13 protein-coding genes are annotated in these 13,845 nt (G+C 63.3%); 5 read left to right on the top strand and 8 right to left on the bottom strand.

Going from position 1 to position 13,845, the window contains the following annotated elements; translation table 11 throughout:
• The first annotated feature begins 28 nt into the window (after window positions 1-28).
• Window positions 29-1,240 carry an aminotransferase-like domain-containing protein gene (locus DN611_RS02590; protein ID WP_119310575.1) on the top strand — a complete coding sequence of 404 codons (1,212 nt, stop codon included), beginning with the start codon at window positions 29-31 and terminating at the stop codon, window positions 1,238-1,240.
• A gap of 43 nt (window positions 1,241-1,283) precedes the next feature.
• Here DN611_RS02590 and yfbR read toward each other — a convergent pair whose 3' ends face one another.
• Together yfbR and mtaB are read right to left on the bottom strand one after the other, a co-directional pair.
• Window positions 1,284-1,859, bottom strand: coding sequence for a 5'-deoxynucleotidase (gene yfbR / locus DN611_RS02585; RefSeq protein ID WP_021748882.1), 576 nt, complete (start codon window positions 1,857-1,859; stop codon window positions 1,284-1,286).
• A gap of 1 nt (window position 1,860) precedes the next feature.
• Window positions 1,861-3,150 carry a tRNA (N(6)-L-threonylcarbamoyladenosine(37)-C(2))-methylthiotransferase MtaB gene (gene mtaB / locus DN611_RS02580; RefSeq protein ID WP_119310574.1) on the bottom strand — a complete coding sequence of 430 codons (1,290 nt, stop codon included), beginning with the start codon at window positions 3,148-3,150 and terminating at the stop codon, window positions 1,861-1,863.
• A 110-nt stretch (window positions 3,151-3,260) separates the two neighbouring features.
• On the opposite strand from mtaB, the gene DN611_RS02575 reads away from it, so the two are divergent.
• From DN611_RS02575 to DN611_RS02560, 4 genes are read left to right on the top strand one after another with little or no spacing between them, the layout of a single operon-like run.
• Window positions 3,261-4,397 (top strand): cysteine desulfurase family protein, encoded by a 1,137-nt coding sequence (locus DN611_RS02575; protein ID WP_119310573.1) that lies wholly within the window; start codon window positions 3,261-3,263, stop codon window positions 4,395-4,397.
• A 39-nt stretch (window positions 4,398-4,436) separates the two neighbouring features.
• Window positions 4,437-5,822, top strand: a complete 1,386-nt coding sequence (locus DN611_RS02570; RefSeq protein WP_021748879.1) for an MATE family efflux transporter — start codon at window positions 4,437-4,439, stop codon at window positions 5,820-5,822.
• Window positions 5,822-6,646 (top strand): putative RNA methyltransferase, encoded by an 825-nt coding sequence (locus tag DN611_RS02565; protein WP_021748878.1) that lies wholly within the window; start codon window positions 5,822-5,824, stop codon window positions 6,644-6,646. The genes DN611_RS02570 and DN611_RS02565 overlap by 1 nt, the downstream gene beginning before the upstream one ends.
• Before the next feature lie 15 nt (window positions 6,647-6,661).
• Window positions 6,662-7,363, top strand: coding sequence for a cysteine hydrolase family protein (locus DN611_RS02560; protein WP_021748877.1), 702 nt, complete (start codon window positions 6,662-6,664; stop codon window positions 7,361-7,363).
• A 58-nt stretch (window positions 7,364-7,421) separates the two neighbouring features.
• Here DN611_RS02560 and abc-f read toward each other — a convergent pair whose 3' ends face one another.
• From abc-f to pstB, 6 genes are all read right to left on the bottom strand, one after another.
• Window positions 7,422-8,915, bottom strand: a complete 1,494-nt coding sequence (abc-f, locus tag DN611_RS02555) for a ribosomal protection-like ABC-F family protein (protein ID WP_119310572.1) — start codon at window positions 8,913-8,915, stop codon at window positions 7,422-7,424.
• A 376-nt stretch (window positions 8,916-9,291) separates the two neighbouring features.
• A complete protein-coding gene (locus DN611_RS02550; RefSeq protein ID WP_021748874.1) occupies window positions 9,292-10,953 on the bottom strand; it encodes a sensor histidine kinase in 1,662 nt (553 codons plus the stop codon).
• Between the two features lie 18 nt (window positions 10,954-10,971).
• Window positions 10,972-11,640, bottom strand: coding sequence for a response regulator transcription factor (locus tag DN611_RS02545; protein WP_021748873.1), 669 nt, complete (start codon window positions 11,638-11,640; stop codon window positions 10,972-10,974).
• Window positions 11,641-11,709: 69 nt separating this feature from the next.
• Complete coding sequence (locus DN611_RS02540; protein WP_021748872.1) at window positions 11,710-12,369, bottom strand: HD domain-containing protein; 660 nt, start codon at window positions 12,367-12,369, stop codon at window positions 11,710-11,712.
• Window positions 12,370-12,417: 48 nt separating this feature from the next.
• On the bottom strand, window positions 12,418-13,065 hold the full coding sequence (gene phoU, locus DN611_RS02535; protein ID WP_025544788.1) for a phosphate signaling complex protein PhoU: 648 nt from the start codon (window positions 13,063-13,065) through the stop codon (window positions 12,418-12,420).
• A gap of 13 nt (window positions 13,066-13,078) precedes the next feature.
• On the bottom strand, window positions 13,079-13,834 hold the full coding sequence (pstB, locus tag DN611_RS02530) for a phosphate ABC transporter ATP-binding protein PstB (protein ID WP_021748870.1): 756 nt from the start codon (window positions 13,832-13,834) through the stop codon (window positions 13,079-13,081).
• Window positions 13,835-13,845: the final 11 nt, after the last annotated feature.

Here is a 13,845-nt window from a genome sequence, read left to right as displayed (position 1 = left end):
GCGCCCTTGAAATGGAGGACAGCGCAGAATGGTGCCTTATGCCAAGCGTATGGAAAAAATGGCCTTCACGGCCAATGTGGTCAAAGGACTGTTCGGGTCCATGACCAACCCGGACATCATCTCCTTCAGCGGCGGTTCCCCCGCCAGAGAGGCCCTGCCGGTGGACACCATCCGCCAGCTGGCCGACGAGGTGCTGCGGACGGACACCCGGGGCGTGGAGGCCCTGCAGTACGGCCCCATTGAGGGGATCCGGGACCTGCGGGAGGTGGTGGTCCGGGAACTGCTGGCTCCCAAGGGCATCGACTGCGGCGTGGACAACGTCATAATCATCACCGGCGGCCTGGAGGGCATCAACCTGGCCTGCCAGGCGTACATCGACCCCGGCGACGTGATCCTGGTGGAGGCCCCCACCTTCGTCCAGTCCGTGGAGATCTTCGATATGTTCGAGGCCAGGTGCGTGGGTGTGGCCATGGATGACAACGGCCTGATCCCGGAGGATCTGGAGCGGAAGATCCGGCAGTGCCATCCCAAGATGATCTATGTCATTCCCACCTTCCAGAACCCCAGCGGCCGCACCCTCAGCCTGGAGCGGCGGAAGGCCGTGGCGGAGCTGGCCGCCAAATACGACGTGCTGGTGCTGGAGGACGACCCCTATCGGGATATCCGGTACAGCGGAGAGGACCTGCCTCCCATCAAGCACTTCGACACCACAGGCCATGTGGTGATGGCGGGCAGCTTCTCCAAGATTTTCTCCCCCGGCTCCCGCCTGGGCTATGTGGTGGCGGATACGGAGACCATCCAGCATCTGGTGGACGTGAAGTCCGCCACCAACTCCCACACCTCCATGCTGCCCCAGATCCTCTGCGCGGAGTTCTTCAAGCGGGGCTGTTACCCGGCCCACCACCAGATGATCTGCGACCTGTACCGCAGGCGCCGGGACGTGATGCTCCAGAGCATCGACCGGTATTTCCCCGCCGGTACCAAGCACAGCAATCCGGACGGCGGCCTCTTCACCTGGGTGGAGCTGCCCGGCGGCATCGACACCTCCGCCCTGCTGCAGGAGTCTTCCACAGACCCGGCTGTGAACGTGGCTTTTGTGGCGGGAGAGGGCTTCTTCTCCGACCGGGACGGCCAGGGGAAGAACTGTATGCGCATGAGCTTCGGCAACACGCCGGAGGACCTGATCGAGGAGGGTGTCCGCCGCCTGGGCGGGCTGATCTGCTCCAAGCTGAACAAGTGAACAAAGAACCGCCCTGGCGCTGTGCGCCAGGGCGGTTCTTTGTTCACTGCAGCTCGTCCAGGGTCAGGGAGAAGCTGTCCATAAAGGTCTCCAGAAAGTACGTCACTTCCGGCAGTTCGTAGCCCTCCAGGGCTTTCCGGGTCTGGCCGGCGGCCTGCCGGAATTCGTTGTTGCCGGCTTTCAGCTCCTCTACACACTTGATATAAGCGGAGAGCTTGTCCGCCGCCTTCACCACCTGCCGCACCTCCGGGTCGGACTGCGTCAGGATGGGCCCGTACACCCCCTGAAGCTCCGGCGGCAGCATGTGGAGCAGCTTGCCCTCCGCCACCGCCTCCACGTCCTTGTAGGCGTTTCGGATGGCCGGGTTGTCGTACTTGATGGGGGTGGGCATGTCGCCGGTCAGGATCTCGCTGGCGTCATGGTACAGCGCCGCCACCGCCACGGCGCCGGGGTCCAGGCGGCCGCCGAACTTCTCGTTGCGGATCACCGCCAGAGCGTGGGCCAGGACGGCCACCTGATGACTGTGCTCCTGGACGTTCTCCGGCGCGGTGTTGCGCATCAGGGCCCACCGCTGGATGAACCGCATCCGGGAGATGTAGGCAAAGAAATGGCTCTTCATGTCAGTCCTCCAAAAGCTCACCCAGCAGGGATGCTCCGTCAGTGCCGGTGACTTTCACATTCCGCACCTGGTTATGCAGGTCCGTCCCGTCCGCCAGCACCTCCATATAGTTGGGTGCGTGGCCGAAATACCTGCCGTCCTTGGGCTGTTCAAAGAGGACGGGATACACCGCTCCCACACAGGCCGCGAGATAGTTCCGGTGGAGCGCCTCCGCCACCGCCGCCGCCTGGCGGGCCCGCTCTTCCTTCACGGCCTTCGGCACCTGACGCATCTTGGCCGCCGGGGTGCCGGGCCGGACGGAGTAGGGGAAAATGTGCATCTGGGCAAAGCCGCACCGGCGGATGAAGTCCAGCGTCTGGGCAAATTCCTCCTCCGTCTCCTCCGGAAACCCGGTGATGAGGTCCGTGGTGACAGCGGGGTGGTCAAAATATTGATTTAAAAGTGCAACGGACTGCGCATATCGAGTGGTATCGTATTTCCGGTTCATTCGCTTCAGGGTGTCGTCGCATCCGGACTGCATAGACAAGTGGAACTGGGGGCAGAGGTTCGGCAGGGCGGCCGCCCGGCGGCAGAACTCCTCTGTGATGGTCCGGGGCTCCAGGCTCCCCAGCCGGATGCGGACAGCCGGTGCGGCGGTGCAGACAGCCTCCAGTAGGTCGATCAGGGTCTCTCCGTTCTTCAGGTCCTGGCCCCAGGAGGAGATCTCGATGCCCGTCACCACGATCTCCCGGTAGCCCTCTGCCGCCAGGGCCCGAGTCTGCTCCACGGCAGTGGGGACGGGCAGGGACCGCACCCGTCCCCGGGCGTATGGAATGATGCAGTAGGTACAGAAGTTGACGCACCCGTCCTCCACCTTCAGCATGGCCCGGGTGCGGCCCCCCAGGCCGCCGGCGGGCAGGACCTCGAACACCCGCCGCTCAAAAGGCTGGTCGATGGCCTCGATCTGCCGCTTCTCCGCCGCGGCCTCTTCCAGAAGGCGGATAAAACCCGTCCGGTCGCCGGTGCCGGAGATCAGGTCCACCCCCAGCTTCCGCACGTCGTCCGCGTGGGTCTGGGGATAGCAGCCGCACACCGCCACCACGGCGCCGGGGTGCTTCCGCTGGACGCCGTGGATCACCTGCCGGGACTTCTGGTCGCTGACTGCCGTGACGGAGCAGGTGTTCACAATATAGGCATCCGCCTCATCGGAAAACTCCGTGAGCGTGTGCCCCCTTGCCAGCAGCTCCTGCTCCATGGCCTGAGTCTCATATTGGTTCACCTTGCAGCCCAAGGTATAGATGGCAACTTTCATGGAATCTCCTTGCACTTTCCGCAAAACCTTTATATAATAACTTGATGCGTTTCGATTATACTGTAATTTTTACTGTTGGGCAAGGCCCAACTGCAAGGAGATCGTTTTTCATGATTTATCTGGACCACGCCGCCACTACGCCCGTTCCCCGGGCGGTGGCGGATGCCATGTATGAGGTGCTCACCGAACAGTTCGGCAACCCCAGCTCCCAGTACCCCATGGGGCTGGAGATGAAGCGCCGGGTGGAAGTCTGGCGGAAGACCGTGGCGGACGCACTGGGCTGTGGGGCCAAGCAGCTGTTCTTCACCTCCTGCGGCACGGAGGCGGACAACTGGGCTGTCACCGCCGCCTGCTGGCAGAACCGCCACCTGGGCCGCCACATCGTTACCACCGCAGTGGAGCACAGCGCCGTGCTGGAAGCCTGCCGCTGGATGGAGCGGCAGGGATACGAGGTGACGTATCTTGTCCCGGCTCAGGACGGCTCCCTCTCTGCGGAGCAGGTCCTCGCCGCCGTCCGGCAGGACACGGCGCTGGTGTCCTGCATGCTGGTGAACAACGAGCTGGGAAACATCTATCCCATCGCTGAGATCGCCCGGGGCCTGGCGGTGAAGAACCCACAGACGTTGCTGCACACCGACGCGGTCCAAGGCTTTTTGAAGGTCCCATGCTCCGCAAAAACGCTGGGGGCGGACTTCCTCACCATCTCCGCCCACAAGATCGGCGGGCCCAAGGGCATCGGCGCTCTGTACATCGGTCCCCGGGTCCGGAATCCAAAGCCGCTGCTGGCCGGCGGCGGGCAGGAGGGCGGCCTCCGGGCCGGCACCGAAGCCACGGCCCAGATCGCGGGCTTTGCCAGGGCTGTGGAGCTGCGGCGGGAAAATTTGGAGGAGAAACTCCTCTGCATGGCGAAAATCCGGGACTATGCCGCAGAGCGGCTGTCTGCCATCCCCGACTTGAAAATCCTCTCCGCTCCCGGCGGCGCGCCCCATATCCTCTCCATCTCTCTCGTGGGCTGGCCCAGCCAAAATATTGTCAATGACCTGGGCAGCCAGGGCGTCTGCATCTCCGCCGGCTCCGCCTGCCATCAGGGCAAGCCCAGTCACGTGATCGCGGCCTTGAAGCTATCCAAGAAGGTCTCCGGCGGGGTGATCCGCCTGAGCTTCGGCCCGGAGACTGACAAGGGCGACATCGACGCCTGTGCGGACGCCCTGCGGCGCCACCACGACACGCGGATGCCCATGCTGTAAGGCAATTTTACTTTTCAGTTTCAAGAGGTTTCGTCTTTTATGTTTCGTCATCTTCATCGGGAGCCCGGCTTCTACAAGCGGCTGTTCTTGCTGGCTCTGCCGCTGATCCTGCAGAATCTCATCACCACTTCCCTGGGATTTGTGGACACCTTCATGGTGGGTATGCTGGGGCAGAATGAGCTGTCCGCTGTCACTGCCGCCAACACGCCCATCTACCTGCTCCAGATCATCATCCTGGGCCTGCTCAGCGGACTCTCCGTCCTGGCCAGCCAGTACTGGGGCAAGGGGGACACCGACAGCATCAACCGCTGTATGGGCGTCAGCCTTTACGCCGGGCTCATCATTGCGGTTTCCGTGGCCGCTGTGCTGTTCTTCTTCCCCCTCCATGTGATGGCTCTGGTGACCAACAACGACCTGCTCATTGAGTTGGGCGCCCCCTATCTCCGGATTGTTGGCCTCAGCTATATCTTCAACACCATCAGCTCCGTCTACATCGGCATGCAGCGCAGCACGGAGAATCCCGCCATGGGCATGATCGTCTTCGGCATCTCCATGCTGACCAACACGGGCTTGAACTACATTCTTATTTTCGGCAAGTTCGGCGCGCCTGCGCTGGGGATCACCGGTGCTGCCATTGCCACCCTGACCTCCCGGGTGCTGGAGTTCGTGATCGTCGCGGTCTATGCCCCCCGCTACCGCCGAGTGCCCCTGATGCTCCGCCTGCTGCTGCGGCCCGGCGGGGCCATGGCGCGGAGCTTCCTGAAATACGCCACCCCCGTTCTGGTGAACGAGGTGCTGTGGGGTCTGGGCGTCAGCGTTATGACCGCCGTCATGGGCCACATGGCCATCAGCACGGATATGCTGGCGGCCCACGCCATCATGGGCAACATCGACAAGTTCTCCACTGTGGCCTGCTTCGGCATCGCAGGCGCCACCGCCGTGATTGTGGGCAAGCGGATCGGTGAGGGCGCCGGCCGGGAGGAGGTCTACTCTCTGGGCTGCTGCCTGCTGACGGTCTCCTTCGGAGTGGGTCTCGTGGTGTCGGTGTGCCTGGCGGTCCTCCTGCCTACGGTGTTCATCCCCTATCTCTATCCTCTGTTCCATTTGGAGGGGCTGGCGCTGGAGATCGCCGTCACCATGTGCGTCGTATATCTCTTCATGCTGCCGCTGAAGGCCTTTGACATCACCAACATCACCGGCCTGCTTCGGGCGGGCGGCGACTCCCGCATGGCCTCCATCATCGACCTGAGCTGCCAGTGGGTCATCGCTGTACCTCTGACCTTCCTGACTGCCCTGGTGTTCAACGCCCCGGTAGCGGTGGTGTGCCTATGCATCCAGTCGGAAAATGTGTGCAAGTGCCCCTGGGGTATCCTGCGGCTGCGGAGCCGGAAGTGGATCAACGATGTGACGGGCGAGGACACGTGATGGAAAGTCTTTTCCGCTGCCCCGTCTGCGGGGCGCCGCTGGACCGCGGAGACCGGGCCTATCGCTGCCCGGCCGGACACAGTTATGACATCGCCCGGGAGGGCTACACCTATCTGCTGCCCCCCAATCAAAAGCACTCCGCCGCGCCGGGGGATGACCGGGATATGGCCGCCGCACGGCGGGATTTCCTCTCCAAGGGGTATTATGACCTGCTTCTCAATACGCTCTGTTGTCAGATTTTGTCTCTTTCCGGCGAATCGCCGGTGATCTGGGACGTGGGCTGCGGCGAGGGATTCTACACCTCCGGCATCTTCCGGACCCTGGCCGCCGCGGGAAAATCCCCCCGGATGGCGGGAACCGACATTTCCAAGCCCATTCTCCGATCCGCCGCCAAGCGGGAGAAAGGCATTGCGTGGGCTGTGGCCTCCTCCTTCCACCTGCCGGCGGCGGACGGCGCGGCGGACATTCTGCTGGACTGCTTCTCCCCCCTGGCGCTGGAGGAATTCCGGCGAGTGCTGAGGCCGGGCGGGCACTTCCTCTACGTGGTGCCCGGACCGGACCACCTCTGGGAGCTGAAGCAGGTCCTCTACGACCGTCCCTATCCCAATGAGGAAAAGGAGACCCCCTATGAGGGGTTCGCCTATCAGTCCATCGTGCCGGTGGAGGGCACCATCACCCTCCCCTGCCAGGCAGACATCCGCGCCCTGTTCCAGATGACGCCCTATTACTGGAAGACCCCCAAGACAGGTGCAAAGCGTCTGGCGGACCTGGAGTCTCTCACCACCCGTATCTCCTTTCGCATCCATATTTTTCAAAAACTCTGACAGGAGGTTCTGCTGATGAAACCCAATCCCACCCGCTCCGCCCTGCTGGTCATCGATATGGAAAACGGCTTTGTTCATCCGGAGGGCGGACACTGGATCCGCTTCGCCCAGTCCATGGTCCCCAACTGCGTCCGGGCCGTGGAGCTGGCCCGGGCCAAGGGCATTCCGGTATTCTTTGTCAAGCGGCTCTACCGCGCTGACGGCAGCGATGTGGAGCTGACCCGTTACCCCGGCTGGGTCGCTGGCGGCCGGGCCTGCCGCCCCGCCTCCACCGGTCCCAACAGCGCCCAGGCACCGGAGGGCCTGCGCCCCCAGCCCGGGGACTACACCATCATCAAGCCCAGGTGGAGCGCCTTTTTCCAGACGGAGCTGGACCTGATCCTCCGGCGGCTGGACGTGCGGACGGTGATCCTCACCGGCACCACCACCCCCAACTGCATCCGCACCACCTGCTATGACGCCATCGCTCTGGAGTACAACACCGTGGTGCTGACGGACTGCTGCTCCTCCCATACCGAGGAGATCCAGCGGGTGAATCTGGAGGACATGGCCCGGGCGGGCGCCATTTTGATGGACTCGGCGTCCTTTGCCGACTACGGCCCCGGCACAGTGGAGGACCTCTCCGCCGCCATCCGGGCCCGGATGCTGGAAGAGGACACGGTGCCCGAGCCCTTCCGGTCGGAGGACGGCCAGGTATTCTGGCCCGACCTCTGGTAATCACAAAGGAAAACGGACGCCCTCCGCACAACTGCGGAGGGCGTCTTCTTGTTTCGAGTCATTCCCTCTGGATCCGGATGCGCCGGGTGGCGATCTCGTCGCAGAAGCGGGCGTCGTGCTCCACGAACAGCAGGGTCGGCCGACAGGCCAGCAGCAGATCCTCCACCTGCATCCGGGAGATGACGTCGATAAAGTTCAGCGGCTCATCCCACACGTACAGGTGTGCCTGTGTGCAGAGGCTTGCGGCCAGCAGCACCTTTTTCTTCTGGCCGCTGCTGTAATCTGCCAGGTCCTTCTCAAACTGCTCCCGTGGAACATCCAGCTTCCGCAGGATGGTCCGGAACCGGCTGCCGTCCAGACCCTGGGTCCGGACAAACTCCGTCAGGCTGCCCCGCAGGTGGTCCGTATTCTGGCTGACATAGGACACCACCAGGCCGCGCATGGTCTCCACCGTGCCGCTGTGGGGGATCTCTTCCCCCAGCAGCAGCTTCAGCAGGCTGGACTTGCCGCAGCCGTTTGCGCCCTGGAGGGCGATCCGCTCCCCCGCCAGCACCTCGAAGGTGATCTCCCGGCAGACCCTGCGACCGTTGTAGCACACGGCTACGTCCCGGAACTCCGCCAGCCGCGCACCCGTCCGGCAGGGCAGGGGCGTAACCGCCAGCGCCTCCTGCCGCTCCAGGTTCTGCAGCAGCTGCTTCTTCTCCTCCACTGCCTCCTCCCGGCGGCGCTGGATGGATTTGGACCGCTGCATCAGCTTGGCCGCCTTGTGGCCCACAAAGCCCCGGTCCGCTGCCTTGGCCCCGGTCTTGTCCACACCGAACTTGCTCTTCTCCGTCCGGTCCGACCAGCCGGAGGCACGGCGGGCGGACTCCGTCAGCCGCCCGATGTCCTTCTGCAGCTTCTCCTGCCGGGCCAGTTCAAAGGCGTCCTGCCTCCGGCGGTTCTCCCACCAGGAGGAGAAATTCCCCCGCTGGATCTCAATATTGGTCCGGTTGATGGCCAGAATATGGTCCACACACTGGTCCAGGAACGCCCGGTCATGGGATACCAGCAGAAATCCCCGCTTCCGGGCCAGATAGCTCCCCAGCTTCCGCCGTCCCTCCAGGTCCAGATGGTTGGTGGGCTCGTCGATCAGCAAGAAGGCATTCTCCTTCAAAAACATGGCCGCCAGCAGCACCTTGGTCCGCTCCCCGTTGGAGAGGCTGGAAAAGGGCAGCTCCAGTGATCTCTCTGCCAGGTCCAGAAGCCCCAGCTCCCGCTGGATCTCCCAGTCCTCCGCCTCCGGCGCGATCTCCCGCACCACCTCCAGGCCCGTCCGGGACAGGTTCGCCACCTCGTAGGGGAAGTACTCAAATTCCACAGAGGCGGAGATGGTGCCGCTGTACGGGTACTCCCCCTGGAGCAGCCGCAGGAAGGTGGTCTTTCCCCGGCCGTTCCGCCCGGTAAAGCCCAATTTCCAGCCGCTATCGATCTGAAAGCCCACATGGTCAAAGATGAGCTCCGGACTGCCCTCGTATCCAAATGTCAGATTCGAGACGTCGATCATGGACATATCGCATTCCTCCTTTGCGCAGACCCTCATGTGCGGTCTGGCGCACCGCAGACTTCGGCAAATGCCGCGCACATGAGCGTCTCATCCGTCATTTCCGATTCGCCGTGCTTTTGCGCAGCAAAAAACGGCCGCGGGAGAGCAGACCTCTCCCGCGGCCGGGCATACGGCATTCACCCCGCATCCGGGGCTGTGCGATACCTGGGTGAGATCAGCGGTCTGCCTTCCCTGCAATGGCATGGAAAAAGACGCTGCGTCTTCGCCGCAGCAACCCTCTATGCCAAAACACGAAGGTCAGATCCGCATCTTCACACCCCTCCAATCATTCATCAATCTCCGGTTATCCTAGCACACTTCCGCCGGGATTGCAAGCCCCCCCTCATGCTCCCGCCTTCGGAAAGGTAAGCGTAAAGGTGCTGCCGTGGCCCGGTTCGCTGTGGAGCTCCACCTGGGCACCCAGATAGGCCGCCCCGTGCTTGACGATGGAGAGCCCCAGTCCCGTGCCGCCGGAGGAATGGCTCTTGTCCACCCGGTAAAACCGCTCGAATACCCGGCCCTGGGCCTCCCGGGGAATGCCGATGCCGGTGTCCGCCACCGTGATCCGGGGGCCGAAGGCGGTATTTTCCACCGTGACGGTGACGCTGCCGTTCGCCCGGTTGTAGGCGATGGCGTTGTCGCAGAGGTTGTAGACGATCTCCTCCACGATCTGGGGTACGCCCCGCACCAGAGCCTCGCCGCCCTGGAGCCGGGTGGTCACCTGTTTCCGCTGGGCCGCCGGAGCCAGCTGCTCCAGGACGGCTCGCGCCTCCTCGTACAGATCCACGGTCTCCCACTGGCCCAGGCCGCCGCCCTCGTCCAGGCGGGACAGCTTGATGATGTCGTTCACCAGCCCGATGAGCCGCTCCGTCTCCCGGTGGATGTTCCCGGCGAAGTGGGGGACGTCCTCCGGCTTCACCAAACCGTTCTGCAGGATCTCCGCCGTACCCAGGATGGAGGTCAAGGGCGTCTTCAGCTCGTGGGAGACGTTGGCGGTGAACTCCCGCCGCAGCCGCTCCCGCTGCTCCTTCTCCGTCACATCCAGGATCACCAGCACCGCACCCGCGATCTGGCCGTCCTGTTCCACAGGACTGGCGATGATCTGGCGGCAATCATCGTCCTTTTCCAGCAGCTGCTCACACCGCCGACCGGCCAGAGCCTCCTCCACGCAGCGGCGGAAGCCCGCCTCCCGGTTCAGGGCGTAGACGCTCTCTCCCTCCTCTGTGGGGACCTGCGCGTAGAGCAGCCGCAGCACGGCGGAATTGTAAGTCAGCACCCGCGTCTCCTGGTCGATCACCAGGAAGCCCTCGCTCATGTTCTCCGTGATGGCGGTGAACTCCTCCTGCCGGCGCTTTAAATCCCGCATCTGCCGCTGGATCTGCCTCTGCTGGCTGCGGAGCTTGGACAGCAGGGGCGTCAGCTCCTCATAGGTCTCGCTGCCGGCGGGGTCATTGAGGTCGATGGCGTTGATGGGCTCCACCAGCTGCCGCGCCACCCGGGAAGCCAGCGCCATGGCCAGGATGAAGGCCAGCAGCATCATCAGCGCCACCGGCTGCAGCGCCTGCAGTACCAGGACCCAGACGGAATACTGGGCGCTGGACACCCGCAGCACCGTTCCGTCAGCAAGCCGCTGGGCCGCATACAGCGTCTGCTGGGAAAGCGTGTCCGAATAGCGGACCGCATGTCCCTTCCCCAGGATCAGCGCCTCCCGGATCTCCTCCCGCTGGGCGTGGTTCCCCATCTCCTCCGGGTCCTGCCGGTTGTCGAAGAGCACGGTGCCGTCCGCATCCACCCAGGTAATCCGGTAGCTGCCGGGCAGATCCTCTGTGAGATAGTCCGTGCCATTCTCCTCTACCCCATGGGCGATGTACTCTGCCAGACTCTCCAGCTCACCGGAGACCCGATCCTGGAAATAACCGTGGAGCACGCCCACGATCAGCACCAGGCTGGCCAGCAGCACTGCCAGGGACACGCCCAGGATGGAGCGAAAGATCCGTTTCGTCATGTCTCTCCAGCCCTCCTGTCAGTTCACAGGGCTGATCTTGTAGCCATAGCCCCGGACCGTCTCGATGTAAGCGCCCGCCTCTCCCAGCTTCTGGCGGAGGGTCCGCACGTGGACGTCCACGGTCCGGCTCTCGCCGGTAAAGGCGTAGCCCCAGACGTTCTCGATCAGCTGCTCCCGGGAAAGCACCTGGCCGGGGTTGCGCAGCAGCAGGCACAGCACTTCAAACTCCTTCTGGGTCAGGATGGTCTCCTGTCCCCGGACCCGGACGATGTGCTGCCCCGGATCCACCTCCAGAATGCCGCAGCGGAGGGTGCCGTTCTCCGTCTCCGTCCGCCGCAGCAGCGCCCGGATGCGGGAGAGCAGCTCCATCATGCCGAAGGGCTTGGCCACATAGTCATCGGCGCCGCCGTCCAGACCCACCACCTTGTCGTACTCCGTGCCCTTGGCCGTCAGCATGATGACCGGCAGCTTGGCCGTGCGGGGCGTGGCCCGGAGCTTTTTCAGGACGCTGAGTCCATCCTCCTCCGGCAGCATGATATCCAGCAGCACCAGGGCAGGCATCTGCTCTCCCACGGCCTGCCAGAACAGGGAGGGCAGCGGAAAGCCCCTGGCCTCCATACCCTGGCTGTTCAATGTATAGATCACAAAATCCCGGATACTGTCGTCATCCTCCAGCAGATAGATCACAGATATCCCTCCCCATTCAATCTCTCCGCCCCGCTGGAGGGACGGAGGGTGTCTCCCTCCGGCGGCCGGTCAGATCAGCTGCTGCTCGTTAATCATCAGCTTGAACTGCAGGCCCAGCTTCTCCGCTGCCTTTCGACAGAGGAGCATCCGGCCCATGAAGATCTCAAAATAGTCCATGACAGAGCCGTACTTCGTGTCCACGGACAGCTTCAGCTTGATGAGCGTGTGCTCCTCGTTGATCTTCAGGACGGACTTCTTCACCGAGTAGTTCACCCGGTCATGGATGTCGAAGCTGGCCATATCCGGATTCCGGACCCGGCTGCGGCGGACGTCGGACTTGTCCGCCAGGATCAGTGCCGCCGCCACGGCGTTCACCGGCATGCCGGTGCCCTCGTCGTGGTTGCCGATGGCGGTGACGATGGTGGCGATCTCCTCCGGAGGACAATCCATGTTGTCCAGAATGCGGAAGGCCATGACCGCACCGGACTGGGAGTGATCCACCCGGTTCACCAGGTTGCCGATGTCGTGAAGAAACCCGGCGATCTTTGCCAGCTCCACCGTCCGCTCCGGATACCCCAGGGTGGAGAGGATATAGGCGGCGTTTTCCGCCACCGCCGTCACGTGGGCAAAGCTGTGCTCCGTATAGCCCAGAGCGGTCAGAGACTCGTCCGCCCTCTGGATATAGGTCCGGACCGCAGAATTGTTTTTCACATCCTCATAGGTAAGCATGGCCCCTCCCCCTTTTCAATATCGGCGCCGCGCCTGTGCGCAGGCCGCTCAGTTGTTGGAGGGGTGATTCCCCGTAATGGAGTACTCCACCCACTCCGCCACGTTGGTGGCGTGATCGCCGATCCGCTCCAGATACTTGGCCACCATGATGAGATCCAGCCACAGCTCGCCGGAGTCGGCGTCTGCGGCGATCAGCCCGATCAGCTCCTTTTTCACCTGGTTGAACAGGTCGTCCACCTGGTCGTCTTCCCGGCAGACCTCCCGGGCCAGCTCCAGATCCCGCTTTACAAAGGAGTCCACACTGTCTGTCACCATCCGGATGACGGCCTTGGACATCTCCTCGATCCGCTGGCGGCCGGGGCCGTCCGGCAGACGCACGAACCGGGTCAGCTCCGCGATGTCCGCCGCCTGGTCCCCGATCCGTTCCAGATCGGAAATCATCTTCAGCGCAGAGGAGATCTCCCGCAGGTCCCGTGCCACGGGCTGCTGCTGCAGCAGCAGCTTCAGGCAGAGGTTCTCCACCTCCCGCTCCTTCTGGTCGATCTCCCGCTCCGCCTCCCCGGCGGCGCGTGCCAGGTCCTCGTCACCCTTCATCAGGGCCTGGGCCGCGGCAGAGATGGCATCCTCACACAGGGCGCCCATCTGGATCATTTCCACGTGCAGCCGCTCCAGCTGCTCGCCAAATCTGTTTCTCACCTTACGTCCCTCCTTAGCCGAACCGGCCGGTGATGTAGTCTTCTGTGCGCTTGTCCGTGGGGGTGGAGAACAGTGTCTCCGTCCTGCCGAACTCCACCAGATCCCCCAGCAGGAAAAACGCCGTGTTGTCGGAGACACGGGCGGCCTGCTGCATATTGTGGGTCACCATGATGACAGTATACTTGCTTTTCAGTTCCACTGCAAGGTCTTCGATCTTGGAGGTGGAGATGGGGTCCAGGGCGCTGGTGGACTCATCCATCAGCAGGATCTCCGGCTCCACTGCCAAGGCACGGGCAATGCACAGCCGCTGCTGCTGGCCGCCGGAGAGGCCCAGGGCACTCTTCTTCAGCCGGTCCTTCACCTCGTCCCAGATGGCGGCGGAGCGGAGAGAGTTCTCCACGATCTCGTCCAGCTTGGCCCGGGAGCGGATGCCGTGGGTCCGGGGGCCGTAGGCCACGTTGTCATAGATGCTCATAGGGAAGGGATTGGCCTTCTGGAACACCATGCCGATCTGCTTGCGCAGCCAGGTGGTGTCCACATTGGGGGCGTAGATGTTCTGCCCGGCGTAGTTGACCTCCCCCTCAATGCGGATGCCCGGTACCAGGTCATTCATCCGGTTCAGGGTCTTCAGAAAGGTGGACTTTCCGCAGCCGGAGGGGCCGATCAGGGCGGTGATCTCATGCTCCGGAATGTCGATATTCACACCGTGGAGGGCATGGTGCGCCCCGTACCACAGATTCAGGTCCTTTACTTGAATGATGGTGGACATTTCGTATCCTC

Origin of the sequence: Oscillibacter sp. PEA192, from assembly GCF_003574015.1 — a bacterium.
GTDB lineage: Bacteria > Bacillota > Clostridia > Oscillospirales > Oscillospiraceae > Oscillibacter > Oscillibacter welbionis.
The sequence above is the reverse complement of the archived record's forward strand: the minus strand, read 5'-3'. Positions and strand labels throughout refer to the sequence as shown.

Excerpts from the sequence above, each read along its gene's own strand:
- DN611_RS02590 (WP_119310575.1), top strand. The coding sequence starts at position 29 with ATGGTGCCTTATGCCAAGCGTATGGAAAAAATGGCCTTCACGGCCAAT.
- yfbR (WP_021748882.1), bottom strand. The coding sequence starts at position 1,859 with ATGAAGAGCCATTTCTTTGCCTACATCTCCCGGATGCGGTTCATCCAG.
- mtaB (WP_119310574.1), bottom strand. The coding sequence starts at position 3,150 with ATGAAAGTTGCCATCTATACCTTGGGCTGCAAGGTGAACCAATATGAG.
- DN611_RS02575 (WP_119310573.1), top strand. The coding sequence starts at position 3,261 with ATGATTTATCTGGACCACGCCGCCACTACGCCCGTTCCCCGGGCGGTG.
- DN611_RS02570 (WP_021748879.1), top strand. The coding sequence starts at position 4,437 with ATGTTTCGTCATCTTCATCGGGAGCCCGGCTTCTACAAGCGGCTGTTC.
- DN611_RS02565 (WP_021748878.1), top strand. The coding sequence starts at position 5,822 with ATGGAAAGTCTTTTCCGCTGCCCCGTCTGCGGGGCGCCGCTGGACCGC.
- DN611_RS02560 (WP_021748877.1), top strand. The coding sequence starts at position 6,662 with ATGAAACCCAATCCCACCCGCTCCGCCCTGCTGGTCATCGATATGGAA.
- abc-f (WP_119310572.1), bottom strand. The coding sequence starts at position 8,915 with ATGTCCATGATCGACGTCTCGAATCTGACATTTGGATACGAGGGCAGT.
- DN611_RS02550 (WP_021748874.1), bottom strand. The coding sequence starts at position 10,953 with ATGACGAAACGGATCTTTCGCTCCATCCTGGGCGTGTCCCTGGCAGTG.
- DN611_RS02540 (WP_021748872.1), bottom strand. The coding sequence starts at position 12,369 with ATGCTTACCTATGAGGATGTGAAAAACAATTCTGCGGTCCGGACCTAT.
- pstB (WP_021748870.1), bottom strand. The coding sequence starts at position 13,834 with ATGTCCACCATCATTCAAGTAAAGGACCTGAATCTGTGGTACGGGGCG.